The organism is Mucilaginibacter sp. cycad4 (assembly GCF_034263275.1).
In the GTDB taxonomy this organism is placed as follows: domain Bacteria; phylum Bacteroidota; class Bacteroidia; order Sphingobacteriales; family Sphingobacteriaceae; genus Mucilaginibacter.
In genome coordinates, this window is sequence record NZ_CP139559.1 from 4,498,158 (window position 1) to 4,517,255 (window position 19,098).

Sequence of the window (19,098 nt, forward strand, 5' to 3'; positions counted from 1 at the left end):
CCCCGGCATTCAAACAATAAAGCACTATAGCTAAGCCTGCCTGCTACTTCTTAGTGTGCAGCCTGGTTAAAGCAAACTGCCCTATCCTATCGCCCTCATCTACACCATTGGTTATAGATGGCATATAATGGATGCCACCATAAAACCTGCTGATAGCGGCCTCTTCGGCCGCGGCTTTAAATGATTTGAAGTTGCGCGCGGGTATGGAAAACTCCATTTCTGTCGAGTCAATGAATGAAAATTCATCTCCAAATAATTTGCTTAACACCGCTGCTGAGGCGGTAGATATAACACTGTGCCCGCTGGTATACTCGGGAAAGGGCGGCGTTTGCAGCAGCGGCATCCAGCTTTGATCAATATACTGGTTAATGTAGGTTTCGGGCCTGATCACTTTGCTCCGGTATTTTTCGTCCCAGCAGTTTATAAAACTATCTGCAATAACTACAGCTATACAGGCATAAGCTTCGGAGCTTTTCACGTAACCGGCTTTAGCCTTACGACAAGCCAGCGCCGTGATATTGATCCAATGCCCTCCCGGTGAGATCTTTTTTGTGGCAAACATGGTGTGGCCGTTGATATTCACCTTAAAAGGGTTATCATCCCAAAAGGTGGCAATGGTGGCTTCATCATCGGTGAGGTGCTTGCCGGTATCATATACTTCCATAGCCAGTTTATAGAAATTACTGCCGGGGATGTTGCTGAAGGTAAAAGGATGGGCCGGTTTAAATTGCTGCGCCGAATCAAGCAAAAATGGACGAATCTCGTTCCAGTGCGGTTCAATACCTTTCATGTAGGCCGGTGGGGTAGGTTTCCAGCTGGCATCATCGGTTTGCACATCGTATTTTGATAACGAACGGGTATGCTTATAATTATCCTTGGCCGCCCATTTAATGATCCTGTCGGCAATAAGTTTACCGTATGCTATCGAATTATCATACACACTATCAGGCATGCCGGTATTTTTAAACTCCTGCATCAGTTTGTCATGAAAGCCCTCTATCCTGCCCTCACTCATCACCAGGATTTTGCCAACGGTTAAAATAGCATGAGATGCCGATAACGTGAAGCAATATTTTTTTCCGGCCATAGGCTTTGGTACCGAGTCGAGCCCTTTCAGTTGTCCTTCAAGCGATTGGTAATGATTATCGCCATTTCGCGCAGCTTCATACGCCGCTACGCTGATATAGGCATAAATACGGCTGGCAACCGGCGGCGAATAAATATCATGCCGCACCACGTCAGTAACATCTTTGATAGACCGGTGTATAAAATCAGGATTTTCGGCCGGTTTTTCCCAGCTTTTCTTACCGCATGATGAGCAGGTTATAATAACGATAAGTGCAAAGTATAGTCTCTTCATCATGATGAACAGCAATGGCTTGATCAGTTTAATTGGTCTACCCCTCAAATCAGGGGCTCAGATCAAAGCTAACAGTTAATCAATATTTAAGTATGAGCCGATAGTAATTAACTAACTTTTGATACAATTTGCAGAAACAGGAATTGTAAAATCCGTTTTCTTTACAGTGGCTTATTGCATTATAACCAATAAGTTAAAGCTTAACCAAAGCATAAACCATCAATCAATTATTAACCGTATCTGCATGATAAAAAGTTTACCCCACGCGTTTAAACTATCTACTTTATTGTTACTTTTTTTAGGTGTTGGCTGCCAAAAAAAATCCGCAGGCCCAACGCTTTTTAAGTTGCTTGATGCTTCACAAACCGGCATCGATTTTAAAAACACCATTACCGAAAGTGACAGCATTAACATCCTCAACCACCCCTACCTGTACAATGGTGCCGGTGTTGGTATCGGCGATTTTAACCATGACGGCCTGCCCGATGTTTATTTTGCCGGCAATATGGTTGCCAATAAATTATACATCAACAAAGGCTCACTTACTTTTAAAGATGTTACCGATGCGGCGGGTGTAGCCGGCAATGGTGACTGGTACGCGGGAGTTTCGGTAGTTGACATTAACAACGATGGATGGCCGGACATCTACGTTTGCTCATCATTTAAAAGCGATCTCAGCCATCGTAAAAACCTGCTTTTCATCAACCAGGCAACCAATAAAGATGGGGTGCCAACCTTCAAGGAATCGGCAGCAGCATATGGCCTGCAGGATACCGGCTACAGCACCCAGGCCGTATTTTTTGATTACGATCATGACGGCGATCCGGACATGTACCTCCTCACCAACTTTTTAGGCAAAGAAACACCGGTGGCCTATCGCCCTAAATTAACAGATGGCAGCGCCCAGAATAACGACCGCCTTTACCGCAACAATGGCAATGGTACCTTCACCAATGTAACCAAAGAAGCAGGTATACTGATAGAAGGCTTTGGCAACTCGGTTTCTATATGCGATGTAAATAACGATGGCTGGCCGGATGTGTATGTAGGTAACGACTTTATATCGAACGATGTGCTATGGGTGAACAATAAGAACGGTACGTTCACTAATGGTGCTGGAGCGTATTTTAAACATACAGGCTGGTCGGTTATGGGATCAGACATGGTTGATATCAACAACGATGGCAAGGCCGACCTGGTATCGCTGGAGATGCTGCCCGAAGAAAACGTGCGTAAAAAAACCATGCTTGTAGGCGATAACTACATCACCTATATCAATAATAACAAATTCAAATATGAGCACCAATACATCCGCAATGTGCTGCAGCTTAACCAGGGGCAAACGCCCGCGGGCCACCCCCAATACAGCGAAATAGCTTACCAGGCCGGTGTTTATCAAACCGACTGGAGTTGGACGCCCCTTGTAGCCGATTTTGATAATGATGGTTACCGTGATATGATGATCACCAACGGCTATCCCCGCGACGTTACAGATCTTGACCATGCCCTGTACAGCAACGACCAGGGACGTACAGTTAAAGAAAACACCACTTTAGCTGCTGCCGATTCGTTTCCGGTTGTAAAGACACCGAGTTATGCTTTCAGAAATACCGGTGGCTATTTGTTTAAAGATCAATCGAAAGATTGGGGTATCGTAAAACCTACCTTTTCAACCGGCGGCGTTTATGCGGATTTGGATAATGACGGCGATCTTGATCTGGTGATCAATAATATCGACGACGACGCTTTTGTTTATGAAAACACTGCTAATAGCAAAACGCAGGTAGCCAAAAATCATAACTACCTCACCGTTGCCCTGCAGGGTGATAGCAAAAACATTGGCGGCATTGGCGCAACTATCCGGATCTATTACAAAGGCAATCAGCAGTTTTATGACCAGCAACCTTGCCGGGGTTACATGAGCACGGATGATGCCCGTGGGCATTTTGGTATAGGTGCTGCAACTACTGTCGATTCATTAAGGGTGCGCTGGCCCGATGGCAAAACCCAGCGGCTTACCAATGTAAAAGCCAATCAAACACTTACATTGCAATATAAAAGCGCCTCCGGATATTTCCCGCCTGACGCAGAGAGCAAAATTACTCCCGTATTTCAGCCTGCTAACAACCAATCGGGTATAAAATACGTGCACCAGGAAAAAGACGCTATCGACTATAACATACAGCCTACCCTGCCGCATAAGCTAAGCCAGTACGGGCCCGCTATTGCCGTTGGCGATGTGGATGGCAATGGCTATGATGACATTTTTGTGGGAGGATCAGCAGGAAATAAAGGCGTATTTTTTATGCAGGATGCCAGCGGCCATTTTACTATCGATAACAATCGTTTTGTGCACGAAGATTTTAAAGATGAAGAAGACATGGGCGTGTTGCTGTTTGACGCTAATGGCGATGGGTTCCCGGACCTCTACATCGCAAGCGGTAGTTACGAATTTCAAAAAGGACATACTACTGCACAGGACAGGCTTTACATCAACGATAAAAAAGGCCATTTTGCCCGCGACCTCGCCGCAGTGCCTGTTGAGTATGATAACGGCTCTTGTGTCCGTGCCGCTGACTTTGACGGCGATGGAGACCTCGACCTTTTTGTTGGTTCAAGATCCGTTTCGGGGGCTTACCCTTCATCGCCGGTTAGCCATTTGCTCAGGAACGATGGTGGTAAATTTACCGATGTAACCGGTCAGCTTTGCCCCGAATTGCTGCATGGCGGCATGATCACCGATGCCCTATGGTCGGATTTTGATAAGGATGGCCAGGCGGACCTGGTGGTAGTTGGCGAATGGATGCCTGTTACCTTCTACAAAAACAATGGGCATGGTTTCAGCAAAATAAAATCGGGCATTGATGACCATGTAGGCTGGTGGAACAGTATCGTTGCCGGTGATTTTAACAATGACGGCAATATTGACTATGTAGCCGGTAACCTTGGTCAAAATTCAAATTACAAAGCATCATTTGAGCAACCCATGACCATTATGGGTAAAGACCTGGACGGTAATGGCTCATTTGATGCCATGATATTTTGCTTTATGAAGGATGAGGACGGCTCACAGAAACCATTCCCTATGCACACCCGCGATGACCTGATCAGTCAGCTGATCTCCATCCGCAAAAAATATCCAAGCTACCGCGGCTTCGGTCACGCTACCGTGAATGACTTGTGGACCGAAAAAGACAAAGAAGGCGCAGTTGTGCTTAAAGCTACCGATATGAACACCAGCCTTATCACCGGTAATGGCACTGGTACTTTTAGTATCAGTGCACTACCGCAAGATGCTCAGATGGCACCGGTTTATGGCATGATCACAAAAGACATTGACCGCGATGGCAACCTCGACCTAATAATGATTGGCAACGATTTTGGCATGGAACCTTTTACCGGCAGGCATGATGCGTTTATGGGCCTGTACATGAAAGGCAATGGAAAAGGCGGCTTTGCACCATTGTCAATTGCCCAAAGCGGCATTTATGTTGCAGGCGATGGTAAAGGCCTGGCAAGTGTACAATCTACTAAAGGTGATTTGCTGGTAGCTACCCAAAATCAGGATAGCATTAAAGTTTTCCGGAAAACGGGCGCTAATCCTGCCAAGCGATATATTAAATTAAAGCCTGATGATTTTTATGCTGATATTATGCTTAAAAACGGCGGCAAGAAACATGTTGAATTTTATTATGGGTCAACGTATTTGTCGCAATCATCAAGGGTATTGGAGTTGGATGCTAATACAGCAGATGTAACCATAACAAGTTATAGCGGGAGGAAAAGGAAAGGGAGTTGATAGTTGTAAATGAATGTATATCCGCCATGCCATGCTGAGTTCCGCGCCACCGCCCGGCTCCTGCCGAGTGCCGTTAACTTAAGGAAAAAAAGCTCGGGATTGTGCGACTCCCCTCTTGAGAGGGGCGGAGGGGTGTGTTTTTGCTTTGATAAGCTTGTAGCAGAAACACACCCCTGCCACCACTCGTTCCTCCGCGCCCTCTCTCGAGAGCAGGGCTGTTGCATTCTAAATATTATAAGTTAACTTGAGGTCAAAAAAGTTAGGATGGATAAGAGCATATTAGCGTATTTATCAGAGTTACCGGATATAAGGCGAAAGGCAGGCCAGCGCCATGACCAGACTTTCATTCTGTTGCTTGTGTTAATGAGTACAATGAGCGGTTATCATGGCTATCGTTCGATGGGTGATTTTATAAAGCGGAATGAAGTCGATCTTTTGGCCTTCTTTCAGCCTAATAAAGCCCGCCTTCCAAGCTTTTATACTATAAGACGTGTAATACAAGATTTAGACTTTAACAGCTTAAATGAGAGTTTCCATAAATGGGCCAGTCAGCATATTGATTTGTCTAAAAATGAATGGCTACATATAGATGGTAAGGCAATGAAAGGGACGATGAGCGATTATTCTCTTGACAAACAACGATTTGTAAGCCTGGTAAGCTTGTATAGTAGCAGGAGTAATCAAGTCGTTGGCCATGGTTTAGTTGACAACTCAAAACAAAGTGAAATCTCTGTAGTTCAGCAGCTTATTTCCAGTTTAGGATTACAGGGGGTAACGTTTACACTTGACGCATTACATTGTCAAAAAAAACGGTAGAGGCTATTATTGATACAGATAACAATTATATAATAGGCGTGAAGAAGAATCAAAAGAACCTTTACAAAAAGATCGAAACCATTACATCGGACGAGGCAATGGTTTGTAGTAAGTTTGTTGAGTTGTTGAAAAACAAAGGGCGAATAGAACGTAGAACAGTTTGGGTGTACCCGGGAACAGAGGAAATCAGTAACACATGGGCTGGGGTAAGCCAACTTATTAAAGTGCATCGCTGGGTAAAAGAAAAAGGACGTATCCGGGAAGAATACGCCTTTTTCATCAGTAGCTTAATCGGTAATGCGCAAACATTCTGCCATGGTATTAAAAGCCATTGGAGTATAGAAAACAGTCTTCATTGGGTAAAGGACGTGACATTTAACGAAGACGCTTCACGAATTAGAACATCCAATGCGCCTGAAAATACTTCTGTGTTCAGAAACATAGTTATTAATGTATTTAGAATAAATGATTACCCAAACCTCGCACAAGCGCAAAGGCTTGTTTGCAACGATATCAACAGGTTAAAACAACTATTAAATTAGAATGCAACAGCCCTGCTCTCGAGAGGGGGCGCGGAGGAACGAGTGGTGGCAGGGGTGTGTTTCTGCTACAAGCTTATCAAAGCAAAAACACACCCCTCCGCCCCTCTCAAGAGGGGAGTCGCACAATCCCGCGCTTTTTTTCCTTAAGTTAACGGCACTCGGCAGGAGCCGAGCGGTAGCGAGACAAACAAAAACGCCCGGGCAATCCAGATTAGCCAGGGCGTTTTATTTTTATAAATAAAGTTCGCTCTACCCGGTGCCAACATCACTTCGCAGGCTTCACGCCCTCGCTTGTCATGATCACCCTTTTAATACTGCCATCTTTATTGTAATACAAATAATCGATACAAACCGAGCGGTGAAAACTCCCAGCATCTGGCACCAACGCGCCATTATGGTATATAAAATACCATTTGCCCTTAAACTCTATGATAGCCTGGTGATTGGTATTGGAGTTTCCGGCAATCTCGTTAATGATCCCTTTATACTCCCATGGGCCGTTAATATTCCGGCTCATGGCATAGGCTATCTTTTCGGGAAACTCATAGGCATATGATAGATAATACCAGCCGTTGCGCTCATGGATCCAGGGTGCTTCGGTATAATGCGGCAGGGTAATGGTTTTGATCTCGCCGTCGAGCTCGGTCATGTCGCTTTTTAATTTAGCATAGTAGCAAATGCCATTGCCCCAAAACAAGTAGGCTTGCCCATCTTTATCAATAATAACCGTTGGGTCAATATCATCCCATGAATGCTTTACAGCTTTAGTCATATCATTGGTGACCAAAGCACTACCGCGGGCATCTTTAAACGGGCCCGTCGGACTGTCAGATACCGCCACACCTATTGCCTTGCCGGGAATAGTGCCATGTTCAACAGCTACATACCAGTAAAATTTACCATTCCGTTCAATTACCTGCGATGCCCATGCATCGTCCTTGGCCCAGGCAAAATCTTTGATGCTCATTGGTACAGGATGCTCCTGCCAGGTTACCATATCCGATGATGAAAAACAGGTCCAGTTGTGCATGGTATAACCATTGTGTCCCGGTGCCGCCTCATCATGCCCGGTATACAGATAAACCTTACCCTTATAAACCATAGCCGCCGGATCGGCAGTGTACTTATGCTTAATAATGGGGTTGCCATCTGCATGTATGACGGTATCACGGGTTGCGGCATTGGCTGAAGTTAAGCCGCCGAGAGTTATGGCTAACGCGATTAAATGTTTTGATATTTTCATATTGTCCTATCGCATGTTCAAGCGTCCGCGCTTAAATAATATAAAATGTGAGCGTCCACGCTCACGTTATGGGTTGTTTTAGGTGCGTAAGCGTAGGCGCTCACTAAAAAAGTTGGTTCAAGCACGGACGCTTAAACCCGGGGAATGCACGGCAACAAACAAGGTCATGTTGAACTTGTTTCAACACCTCACTTGCTGAGCAACCATGCTAAGCAACCGTCCGCTTATCCCGTGGGGTGCCGAAACAAGTTCGGCATGACGTTTAGATTTGTTATTCTCCCCTCCTACCAGTGTTCCCCGAAAGACAGCGTTAATCGGTTACTTCTCCACCACCGGCCATCCATCAACCCAATCCAGCTTCTCTACCCTCAACTTTGAAATCCCCCTGTCCGAAGCGTCATAGCCGTGGAAGATAATATAATCCACCCCATCAAAAGTGCTTACCCCATTATGGCCAACACCGTACCAATCCTTATCACCGGCCAGCAGGATACTGCCGCCGCCTTTGTTCATGGCTATACCATCTTTATCCAGATACGGCCCTTTCAATTTCTTTGAGCGACCGATGATCATTTTGTAAGTACTCTTAGGCCCTTTGCAGCAATAATCTATCGAAGCAAACAGGTAAAAATATTTGTCGTGTTTAAAAATAAACGGGGCTTCAATGGCATTGCCACCGGCATCAACCGGGTTACCATCAACAGCGGGAAGGTTTTCTGATGCTGCTTTTCTGCGTGTGGCAATAGTTGGGATGTTATTCAAGTTCTCCGCAACGCTTAACCTGTCTTTATTCAGCTTCACCAGTTTAAGGCCATCCCAAAACGAGCCAAAAACAAGGTACGGTGTGCCGTCGTTATCGGTTATTAAATTGGGGTCAATAGCATTCCAGTTGGTTTTACCGGGAACAGATTGGATCACTTTACCATGATCAACCCATTTATAAGCCGGATCATTGGTATGCAGCGTAGTATTGGTTGCTACCCCTATAGCCGAGGTATTTTTACCAAAAGCCGATACCGAATAAAACAGGTAATATTGATCTTTATAAAAAGAAATATCCGGCGCCCAGATATGCCCTTTAAAACCGGGGATGGCATCAACAGCCCATTGCGGCGCTGAAGCAAAAACAGGTTTCTCGGCTTTCCAATGTACCCTGTCTGCCGACGACCACATGGCAATCCCGTTACCCGTGCAGAAGATATAATAAGTACTATCCTGCCGGGTCATTACCGGATCGTGTACCGATATGTCAGTCCTTAGTTCCTGGGCATTACTTATAACGCCCGGGAACAATAAGGAAATGAATAAAAGGATTTTTTTTATCACGAGTGATGTTATTTGTTTTTCAGCCTGACTACTGTAAACGAATAAGGTTCAACTGCCAGCTTCAATGTATTGCCCGAAATATCAACGGTACTTTGAGCCGGACTAACTGCTGTTGGCGCTGCCAAAGAGTTTTCTGAATCCTTGTTGTCGCCTTTTAGTACAGTAATAGTTGCTTGCTTTTGATAGCCCTTTGAGCCTGTAATTTTAAAGCTTACATTTTGTGCCGATGTGCTGGTATTCACAAATTTGATCACCAGTTCATTGGTGTTCTTATCCAAACAGGCGGTAGCATAGCTATCATTTTGCCCGGCCACGGCTTCGTTGTTCAGGGTAAGCGGTACCACATCGGTGCCTTTGTTAAGCGAGAACAATTGCTGCACATAATAATTTGGCGTGGCATAGCTTTTCAGGTTATCAAACCAGATGAGGTTTGGCGTCCACTGCCAGCCTTCCACGTGGGCAAAAAGCGGTGCGTATGAGGCCATGTTCACCACATCGGCATTACGCTCCAGACCGGTCATGAACGCAGCTTCAGAAAGCGCGCATTCCCAGTTATTTTTGTTTTGCGGGCTCACTGTAGCAACACTTTGCGCGGCATACTCACCGGCGAAAATCTTAGGCCCTTTACGATCATAATTATCGTAGCGGCGGGCATTATCCCTGAACCATTTTGGCGGTGCATAGTAATGCTCATCCAAAATATCGGCACCCAAACTGCGGAATGTTTTGTTTAACAGATCAAATTCCTTTCCTTCCGGTGACGGCCCTAAAGCAGATACAATTTTCACATTTGGATATTTGCTCTTGATCGCCTTGGTAAAAATTTTCCAGCGGTCAACATATTGCGGTCCCCATTGCTCATTACCTACACCTATCATTTTCAAATTAAACGGTGCCGGGTGACCAAGATCGGTACGCAGTTTGCCCCATTTGGTGCTGGCATCGCCATTGGCAAATTCAATCAGGTCGAGCGCATCCTGTACATAAGGATCAAGCTTATCCAAAGGTACCAGCTCTGATGTGTTAAACTCACAAGCCATACCGCAATTCAGGATGGGTAGCGGCGAAGCACCGATATCTTCGGCAGTCATGAAATACTCCATAAAGCCCAAACCAAAAGTTTGATAATAGTCAGGTGCCGGGCGGTGCTTAAATTCGGTATTCCAGCGATTGATGATATTCTCGCGTTTATCAACCGCACCTATAGTTTTTTTCCACTGATAGCGGTTATTAAGGTCACGGCCTTCCACAATACAGCCGCCGGGGAAACGTAAAAAGCCAGGTTTAAGATCAGCCAGTTTTTGCACCAGGTCGGCACGCAAGCCACCCGGGCGGTTTTTCCAGGTATGCTCGGGGAACAGGGAGATCATATCCAGGTCAATAACGCCCTTTCCGCTCATCCAAACATACAGCTGTGCTTTTTGCGTGGTAGCGTCTGATTTAAATTTTACGCTGTAACGGTTCCATTCCTTATCGGTCGGGGTAAGTTCTGCTTTACCTATAATAGCATCATTATCGCCATGTAACTCAATGTTCAGCTTTACATTAGCATCACCTTCCTGTTTAGCTATCACCGAAAAGCTGTATTCTTCGCCTTCCTTAACCCCCATTCCACCGCGAAAACCCTCGTTCGAGAAGCCGTAAAAACCGGCATCAGTAGTAATATAGCTCTTAATGAAATGGGCATTCTCCGGGCGTTCAACAGCTCGGTTAATTACCTCTGTGCGGCCATCGCCGCCATCTTTCTTTTGCTCTTTCCACGCCATCAAAGGCATATTGAACTCAAACGAACGGTTTTTTACCAGCTCGGCATAAACGCCGCCATCGGCCGCGAGGTTAATATCCTCAAAAAATATCCCATACATAGTAGGCTGGATATGGGCCTTTACCTTATCGGTTGCTATGGTATATTGCGCATGTGCTGCAGTAAAAGTACCTGCAGCACACAGCATTAAAAAAGCTCTTTTTAACATAGCTTATTATTTGGAAAATTTGTAAATGGTTACCGTATGGTAAGTTTGGCCTGGCTTTAACACAGTTGAAGCAAATGCCGGCTGGTTTGGCGCATCCGGAAAATGCTGGGTTTCCAAACAAAAGGCCGAACGGTAAGGATAAGCTTTGCCGCCTTTACCATCTTTGGTTTCGCCGGTTAAAAAGTTACCTGAGTAAAATTGCAAACCAGGCTCTTCGGTGAATACCTCCATAGTGATCCCGGTAACTGTACTTTTAACCGTAGCAATTGGGGTGCTAATATCGTGCTTGTTCAATACAAAGTTATGGTCATAACCTTTACCGTTTTTCAGTTGCTCATCGGCAGTGCCAATGTCTTTACCAATAGTTTTTGAAGTGGTAAAATCAAACGGGGTACCTTTAACCGGCTGCAGCTTGCCTGTGGGGATCAATGTGGTATCTACCGGCAAAAACGCATCGGCATTTATTTGCAATACGTTGTCGGTAATGGTTGGGCTGCCCGCGCCATTCAGGTTAAAATATGCGTGGTTAGTTAAATTAACTATGGTAGTTTTATCGGTAGTAGCTTTATATTCAATTTTAAGCGCGTTATCATCGCCCAGAGTATAAACTACGGTCGCAGTTAAATTACCGGGATAGCCGCCTTCACCATCTTTTGAGATATAGGTAAATTCCAGCTGCGAAGCGCTCAGTTGCTTAGCCGAAAACACTTTTCCGTAAAAGCCGTTGAAGCCCCCATGCAGGGTGTTTACACCATCATTAATATCTAACTGATAAGCTTTGCCATCAAGGGTAAATTTACCTTTGGCAATACGGTTGCCATAACGGCCGATAATGGCGCCGAAATACGGTTCCTTTGGTTTTTGATAGCTTTTCAACGAATCATAACCTAAAATAACATCGGTGGCTTTGCCGTCTTTATCGGGTACAAGTAAGCTTACCAGCCTGCCTCCATAATTGGTAACGGCCACTGTTGCGCCGCTATTATTTTTCAGTGTAAAGAGTTTAACTTTTTGCCCCTGTACATCGGCCTCAAAGTTTGCCGAATCAGGTATAGACTGGGTAGTTACCGAAGTAGAATCTTTCACGGTTGAATCAGTTGCTTTTGGATTACCGTTACAAGCCGCAAAAAGCGCTGCCGAACAGCTTAACATCATTAATAAATTCTTGTTATTCTTCATAATTTGAGGTTGTTAGCTTGCTTTTTAAAGCATTTGCCGTTTAACTATTATAATTTCCGGAACAAATAAATTGGTTTAACTGATGGTTAGTGATCAGCGAGACCAATGTATAAAAATTAATTTATAATTGTTAAAAAAACACTTAAAATATTTAATTAAAAAAAGCCCGCCTCGCGCGGGACTTTCTTATTCAAAAATCAAATATTTCAACTAATTACCCGCAGCCTTGGCATGGTCGGCCAGGAACTGCGCAAGTCCGTTATCTGTAAGGGGATGTTTTAGTAATGCAGTAATGGCACTCAGCGGACCGGTTATTACATCGGCTCCAAGCTTAGCACAATTAACAATGTGCATGGCATGGCGCACCGAAGCCGCCAGGATCTGTGTTTCATAACCGTAGTTATCGTAAATTAGCCTGATATCCTCTATCAATTGCAAGCCATCAGTTGAGATATCATCCAAACGGCCAATAAACGGCGATACATAAGTGGCTCCCGCTTTAGCCGCCAGCAGGGCCTGCCCTGCCGAAAACACCAGCGTGCAGTTGGTTTTAATACCTTTTTGCTTAAAGTACTTTAAAGCTTTTACGCCATCTTTTATCATAGGCAGCTTTACTACAATGCGCTCGTGAAGAGCAGCAAGCGCCTCGCCTTCGGCAACCATCTCGTCAAAAGTGGTTGATATTACTTCGGCACTTACATCGCCATCGGTAATTTCACAAATGGCCTTGTAGTGGTTAATGATATTTTCGTGACCGGTAATACCTTCTTTAGCCATCAGTGATGGGTTGGTGGTAACACCGTCTAATACGCCCAGGTCATGGGCTTCTTTAATTTGTGCCAGGTTGGCTGTGTCAATAAAAAACTTCATTTTATAAATTATTGTGCTTACCAGAATTTAGCATAAAGCATGGTGAGCAGGATAAGCGTAACTACAATTAATGCCATGGTTGATTTCTCAACCTTGAACATACTGCGCGGAATTTCAAATGCTTTCGGATTAACTTTCGGTCCGGCAAGGCTGATAGCTACCATCACAATAATGGTGAACATGAATGACAGCCCCATACAAATCAGGAACGGAATTTCATAACCGCCCTTACCATTAGGGAAAGCTGTATACAGCAACGTTTCGTGACCAAACAATTTTGGCGCATAGTTATTGAACAGTACCGACATGCCAAATCCGGTTAAAATACCGGCAATAGCCGCGGCACCTGTTGTACGTTTCCAAAAGAAACCTAAAATAAAAATGGCAAAGATCCCCGGGCTGATAAAGCCGGTATATTTTTGGATAAAGGTAAAGCCGCCTTCGCCGCCTATGCCCAACAGATCTTTCCAGGTAAGTATGATCGAGAACACCAAAGCAGCCAAAATAGTAAGCCTGCCTATAAGCACCATGTTCTTTTCACTGGCTTCTTTACTGATATGTTTTTTGTAGATATCAAGCGTAAAAATGGTACTGATACTATTAGCCTTACCCGCAAGCGAAGCTACAATAGCAGCCGTTAAAGCCGCAACCGAAAGACCTTTTAAACCGGTTGGCAAAAAGCCCAATATAGCCGAGTAAGCATTATCTGAATTGAAGTGACCACCCGATGCCATTTCCTGTTGCAAGCCGCCGTTTTTGTACAATACGTAAGCAGCAATACCCGGCAATACCACAATAATAGGCATGGCCAGTTTCATTAAACCTGCGAAAAGGATCCCTGTACGGGCAGTTTTCAGGTTAGCGCCCAAGGCCCTTTGGGTAATGTATTGGTTACAGCCCCAGTAGTTCAAGTTCACAATCCACTGACCGGCAAAATACATGGCAATACCAGGCAGGGCCAGGTATTTATTGATCTCAGCCTGCGGAGCACCTGGTTTTGGTTTAGCCATCATCATTTTGAAGTGCTCCGGTGCGTCGCTCATCATTTTGTTTAAGCCGGCCATGGCGTCTTTACCCAAACCAAAATGCTCGCTCACCAAAGTAAGCGCTATATAAGTGGTAGCCAAACCGCCAACAACCAATACTAACACCTGTATAACATCGGTAAAACCAATTACCTTCATACCACCAAGGGTTATGAACAAGGCAAAAATAGAAAGCGCAATAATGATCTCATGCAGGTATCCGCCGCCCATTAAATTGTTAATGGCCAAAGCACCCAGGTAAAGTATAGAGGTTAGGTTAACCAGCACATACAACAACAGCCAGAAAATGGCCATGATAAAACTCACTGTTTCGTTATACCGCGTATGTAAAAACTGCGGCATGGTAAAAATCTTGTTTTTAAGGTATACCGGTATAAACCACACTGCTACAATAATGAGCGCAATGGCAGCAACCCATTCGTAAGCCGCAACGGCCAAACCAACCTGGAAACCCTGTCCGCTGGTGCCTATAAATTGCTCGGCAGATATGTTTGAGGCAATCAGCGATGCACCAATAGCCCACCAGGTAAGTGAACCCTCGGCCAGGAAAAAGTCGTGACTATCAGATACGCCTTTGATCTTTTTACGGCTGTATACCCAGTACCCGTAGCTCGTAACTACAATAAAATAGATTACGAAGATCACGTAATCGATAGTGGAAAATTTGTTCATTATTTGGTTTAAAATTTAGTTTAGTTTGCTTGTGGTTTAGTTTATATTCTTCTCGTTTTTTTATTTCATTTGATGATCGCTGAACCTGAAATTATAGAATTAAGGAATTAACAGAATGCTAAGCAAATTCTATAAATTCTTTAATTCGTTTAATTCGAGTTCAGAAAATTCCGAAATCGCACATCTGAAATCTCAAATTCACAATGGCGTTGCCTGCGGCCGGGCTATCCGCTCATACTGCACAAGGCCTTATCCGTTGGTTAACGGACGGTATCCGCTTCCCTAACGCAAACAGCGCAAATTTCATCATCACGTCATTGCGAGGTACGAAGCAATCCCCAATATGCAAAGCCCATCTGTAAAGTCTGGGATTGCTTCGTACCTCGCAATGACGGTTTCTATATTATCTCACGTAGCCGCCCGGCTCCAGCCGAGCGGCGGCTATCTTATATTTTATTTTTTTCAAGTCTCCCCTTCAGGGGGAGATTTAGAGGGGGCTGGGGCTACTTATAAGCCGCATCATTCCACCTGATCTCGTTCCTGAACTGATCAAGTTTAGTATCCTTACCAATACGTAAAAACTCGATACCAGCCATATCAGCAAAATCATTGATCAGCTCGGCTGATAGGTTTTGGCTGTAGGCGGTATGGTGCGCACCACCTGCATAGATCCAGGCTGCGCAACCAGTTTTCATATCCGGCAGTGGTTTCCAAAGTACCCTTGCAACAGGTAGTTTTGGCAGGTCTTCTACAGGCTCAATGGCTTCAACTTCGTTAACGATTAAACGGAAACGGTTACCCATGTCCACTATAGATGCATTAAGCGCAGCACCACCGGCTACGTTAAATACCAAACGTGCAGGATCGGCCTTGCCGCCAATGCCCAGCGCGTGAACTTCTAACGAAGCTTTGCCGTTAGCTAAGCTGCTGTCCACCTCAAGCATGTGCGAGCCTAATACCAATGCATTGTTTGGGTCGAAGTGGTAGGTATAATCTTCCATGAAAGCATTACCACCTGGCAGGCCGGCACCCATTACTTTAAATGCACGTACTAAGGCAGCAGTTTTCCAGTCGCCTTCACCGGCAAAACCGTAACCATCTGCCATTAAACGCTGTGAGGCAATGCCCGGTAACTGGATCATGCCATGCAGGTCTTCAAATGTATCGCTGAAACCTTTAAAGCCGCCATCCTGTAAAAACTTGCGCAAGCCAAGCTCAATTTTAGCAGCGTCATAAACAGATGCATGACGCGCACCGCCTTTTTTCAGGTCATCGGCAACAGTATAGGTTGCTTCGTATTCATCAATCAGGGTATTAACCTCAGCATCAGTGATGCTCTCGATCACAGCAACCAGGTCGCCTATACCATAAGTATTTACCGAGAAACCGAATTTAAGTTCAGCTTCAACTTTGTCGCCATCAGTTACGGCAACAAAGCGCATGTTATCGCCAAAACGGGCAAATTTTGCACCTTGCCAGTCGTACCAGCCGGCAGCGGCGCGGGTCCAGCTTTCAATATCTTTCAACACTTCACTATCCTGCCAGTGACCAACAACTACCTTGCGGTTCATGCGCATCCGCGATACCATGAAACCAAACTCCCTGTCGCCATGCGCGCTTTGGTTCAGGTTCATGAAATCCATATCAATCGAACTCCATGGGATATCGCGGTTATATTGAGTGTGCAGGTGCAGCATCGGCTTTTTAAGAATACTTAAGCCGCGGATCCACATTTTGGCAGGTGAAAAAGTATGCATCCAGGCAATAACACCAATACAGTTTTCAGCAACATTCGCTTGCTGTAAGGTGTTATAGATTTCTTCGGTTGATTTAACAACTGGTTTGTACACCACGCGCACAGGGATATTGGCAGCGCCATCAATACCTTTAGCAATTTCCTGCGAGTGCTCGGCAACTTTTTTCAGTGTTTCTTCTCCGTATAAATTCTGGCTCCCGGTTATGAACCATACTTCAAATGTTTTCAGATCGATCATATATCAATTAGTGAATTATTGAGTTAGTGAATTATTGAATTTTGATTTATTGATAGTCTTAGTTTTTTGGTGATAGCTTAAATAGCGCTGCACCATGTTTGCTTATTTTTTGCTGATAGCCTGAGCTATACTGGCCAACATCCTGCTTTTTCCACAGATCGCGTACAGTTACTTTGCCTTTCAGGCCCAGGTCTTTGAAATTCAGGGATACGGATTTATCGTCATCGCCAATATTGAAAAAGGCTGCATAAATATCCTTGCTACCGGGGATCTGCGAATACCAGATCATGGCGCCATCTTTTTTATATAACTGCTTGGGGTTCGATCCTTTTTGATTTACGGCAATTACTTCATCATTGGTAAAAAGCTTCAGTTCAAAATCCCGGTTTTCGGGCAGGTTACCGCCTATCATCAGCGGTGAACGGAAGATGCTCCAAAAGGTCATGTGTGTAATTTCTTCATCCTCGGTAAAGCGGCTAAAGCGCTCCTGCCCTACCGGACCACGTTTGCTCAACTTACCGATCTGGATCATATCACAATCGGGCCAGTGACCGGGGCCGCTTACGCCTTCCCAGCTTTTGGCATACTCAAACATATGCAGGATCTCTTTCCAGTTATCCCAAAAATCATCGGCCATGCGCCACATGTTGGCATATTTGGTAGCATGTGCAGCCTGTGCAACCGGGGTTTCACCGGGTGATAAACTCAGCACAACCGGCCTGCCACATTGCTGAATTGCCTTCTGATAACCTTCAACTTCGGCATTGCTATATGGGCGCGAAAGGTCATCTACCTTAATAAAATCAACTCCCCATGAGGCATAAAGCTCCAGCAGCGAGTTCAGGTATTCCTGCGCGCCAGGCTTTTTCATATCCAAACCATACATATGGTTCATCCATGGGCATTTTGAGTTGGTATCGGCCACCATATCGGCAGTGATGCCGTTGGTACCTTTTACCGGTGATTTTGACCAAACGGCCTGCCTTGGGATGCCGCGCATTACGTGGATGCCAAATTTCAAACCTTTGCTGTGGATATAATCGCCCAGCGGTTTAAAACCGTTGCCGCCAAAGGCAGATGGGAATTTGGTTGGCTGCGGAGTTAACCTTCCCCATTTATCCATAGTTAACCATGGCACGTATGAGCCATCCTGTAAACGTAACTGGAATGGGTTGCCAATGTTACTGCCCGGAGGGTTATCGTACGACCATAAAAAGTCGACTACCACATACTCCCAGCCATGCTGCTTAAGATGCTCTGCCATGTAATCGGCATTGGCTTTTACTTCATCTTCATGTACTGCCGAACCAAAACAGTTATAGCTGTTCCAACCCATTGGCGGTGTAGCTGCTACCTGTGCCGATAACCGGGTGGTTAAGAACAAACAGATCAGCAGGAAAAAAACGGAATATTTAAAAAAGCGGGGACCGTGCGATTCCCCTCTTGAGAGGGGTGTAGGGGTGTGTTTGTCGCTATTGCTATTCCGCTCACATAACACACCCCTGCTATCGCTCCTTTCCTCCGCGCCCCCTCTCAAGAGGGGAGCTAAAAACGTTTCTATCTTTTTCATGCTTATTGTCCGTAGTATGAATCAGGTCCGTGTTTGCGTTCGTAATGCTTTTTTATCAGCGCATCTTTTAATCGGGGGGCGCTTTTATCAATTTGCTCGGTAAGGTAGGCCATCTGGGCAACGGCTTCCAGTACGGCGCTGTTATAAACTGCCTTCTCGGCGGTTTTACCCCAGGTAAATGGTGCGTGGTTACCCACCAATACCATTTCAACCTCTTTATAATCCAGCCCTTTTTCTTCAAAACATTCCATGATCTGGAAACCGGTTTGGTACTCGTAATTTCCTTTTATCATTTCATCATTCATGGGAGGGGCACATGGAATATCAACCGTTAAATGATCGGCATGGGTGGTACCGAAGATGGGGATATCCCGCTGCGACTGCGCCCAGGCTGTTCCATAGGTGGAGTGCGTATGCACAATACCGTTGATGCCTTCCCAGTGTTTATAAAGTACAGCATGCGTTTTGGTATCGCTTGATGGGCGAAGGTCACCTTCAACAGTGTTACCATCAAAATCAACGATCACCATTTTTTCCGGCGACAAATCCTCGTAAGGAACACCGCTTGGTTTTATCGCAAATACACCTAATTCCCTGTCGGCAGCGCTTACGTTACCAAAAGTGAACAGCACCAAGCCCAGTTTGGGCAACTGCATATTGGCATTATAGGCACTAAGCCTTATATGATCATATTTACTCATGTCTTTA

11 protein-coding genes and 1 pseudogene are annotated in these 19,098 nt (G+C 45.1%); 2 read left to right on the forward strand and 10 right to left on the reverse strand.

What is annotated here, in order from left to right:
- Positions 1-43: 43 nt before the first annotated feature.
- Positions 44-1,363, reverse strand: coding sequence for a vanadium-dependent haloperoxidase (locus SNE26_RS18020; protein WP_321555311.1), 1,320 nt, complete (start codon positions 1,361-1,363; stop codon positions 44-46).
- Positions 1,364-1,604: 241 nt separating this feature from the next.
- Here SNE26_RS18020 and SNE26_RS18025 point away from each other — a divergent pair, with 241 nt between their 5' ends.
- Positions 1,605-5,159: a VCBS repeat-containing protein gene (locus SNE26_RS18025; protein WP_321555312.1), complete on the forward strand. Its 3,555-nt coding sequence runs from the start codon at positions 1,605-1,607 to the stop codon at positions 5,157-5,159.
- Positions 5,160-5,423: 264 nt separating this feature from the next.
- Positions 5,424-6,517 (forward strand): annotated as a pseudogene (locus tag SNE26_RS18030) (ISAs1 family transposase).
- A 265-nt stretch (positions 6,518-6,782) separates the two neighbouring features.
- Here SNE26_RS18030 and SNE26_RS18035 read toward each other — a convergent pair.
- The 9 genes from SNE26_RS18035 to SNE26_RS18075 form a co-directional block, all read right to left on the reverse strand.
- Complete coding sequence (locus tag SNE26_RS18035; protein WP_321555313.1) at positions 6,783-7,760, reverse strand: glycoside hydrolase family 43 protein; 978 nt, start codon at positions 7,758-7,760, stop codon at positions 6,783-6,785.
- Positions 7,761-8,078: 318 nt separating this feature from the next.
- Positions 8,079-9,086: a family 43 glycosylhydrolase gene (locus SNE26_RS18040; RefSeq protein ID WP_321555314.1), complete on the reverse strand. Its 1,008-nt coding sequence runs from the start codon at positions 9,084-9,086 to the stop codon at positions 8,079-8,081.
- A gap of 8 nt (positions 9,087-9,094) precedes the next feature.
- On the reverse strand, positions 9,095-11,059 hold the full coding sequence (locus SNE26_RS18045) for an alpha-L-arabinofuranosidase C-terminal domain-containing protein (RefSeq protein WP_321555315.1): 1,965 nt from the start codon (positions 11,057-11,059) through the stop codon (positions 9,095-9,097).
- Positions 11,060-11,065: 6 nt separating this feature from the next.
- On the reverse strand, positions 11,066-12,238 hold the full coding sequence (locus tag SNE26_RS18050) for an aldose epimerase family protein (protein ID WP_321555316.1): 1,173 nt from the start codon (positions 12,236-12,238) through the stop codon (positions 11,066-11,068).
- Between the two features lie 210 nt (positions 12,239-12,448).
- Positions 12,449-13,108 (reverse strand): fructose-6-phosphate aldolase, encoded by a 660-nt coding sequence (fsa, locus tag SNE26_RS18055; RefSeq protein ID WP_321555317.1) that lies wholly within the window; start codon positions 13,106-13,108, stop codon positions 12,449-12,451.
- Positions 13,109-13,125: 17 nt separating this feature from the next.
- Positions 13,126-14,826: a sodium/solute symporter gene (locus SNE26_RS18060; RefSeq protein WP_321555318.1), complete on the reverse strand. Its 1,701-nt coding sequence runs from the start codon at positions 14,824-14,826 to the stop codon at positions 13,126-13,128.
- Positions 14,827-15,329: 503 nt separating this feature from the next.
- Positions 15,330-16,820 (reverse strand): L-arabinose isomerase, encoded by a 1,491-nt coding sequence (gene araA / locus SNE26_RS18065; RefSeq protein WP_321555319.1) that lies wholly within the window; start codon positions 16,818-16,820, stop codon positions 15,330-15,332.
- Positions 16,821-16,878: 58 nt separating this feature from the next.
- A complete protein-coding gene (locus SNE26_RS18070) occupies positions 16,879-18,390 on the reverse strand; it encodes a glycoside hydrolase family 27 protein (protein ID WP_321555320.1) in 1,512 nt (503 codons plus the stop codon).
- A 2-nt stretch (positions 18,391-18,392) separates the two neighbouring features.
- Positions 18,393-19,091: an L-ribulose-5-phosphate 4-epimerase gene (locus tag SNE26_RS18075; RefSeq protein WP_090528897.1), complete on the reverse strand. Its 699-nt coding sequence runs from the start codon at positions 19,089-19,091 to the stop codon at positions 18,393-18,395.
- Positions 19,092-19,098: the final 7 nt, after the last annotated feature.

Excerpts from the sequence above, each read along its gene's own strand:
- SNE26_RS18020 (WP_321555311.1), bottom strand. The coding sequence starts at position 1,363 with ATGATGAAGAGACTATACTTTGCACTTATCGTTATTATAACCTGCTCA.
- fsa (WP_321555317.1), bottom strand. The coding sequence starts at position 13,108 with ATGAAGTTTTTTATTGACACAGCCAACCTGGCACAAATTAAAGAAGCC.
- araA (WP_321555319.1), bottom strand. The coding sequence starts at position 16,820 with ATGATCGATCTGAAAACATTTGAAGTATGGTTCATAACCGGGAGCCAG.
- SNE26_RS18060 (WP_321555318.1), bottom strand. The coding sequence starts at position 14,826 with ATGAACAAATTTTCCACTATCGATTACGTGATCTTCGTAATCTATTTT.
- SNE26_RS18025 (WP_321555312.1), top strand. The coding sequence starts at position 1,605 with ATGATAAAAAGTTTACCCCACGCGTTTAAACTATCTACTTTATTGTTA.
- SNE26_RS18075 (WP_090528897.1), bottom strand. The coding sequence starts at position 19,091 with ATGAGTAAATATGATCATATAAGGCTTAGTGCCTATAATGCCAATATG.
- SNE26_RS18050 (WP_321555316.1), bottom strand. The coding sequence starts at position 12,238 with ATGAAGAATAACAAGAATTTATTAATGATGTTAAGCTGTTCGGCAGCG.
- SNE26_RS18035 (WP_321555313.1), bottom strand. The coding sequence starts at position 7,760 with ATGAAAATATCAAAACATTTAATCGCGTTAGCCATAACTCTCGGCGGC.
- SNE26_RS18045 (WP_321555315.1), bottom strand. The coding sequence starts at position 11,059 with ATGTTAAAAAGAGCTTTTTTAATGCTGTGTGCTGCAGGTACTTTTACT.
- SNE26_RS18070 (WP_321555320.1), bottom strand. The coding sequence starts at position 18,390 with ATGAAAAAGATAGAAACGTTTTTAGCTCCCCTCTTGAGAGGGGGCGCG.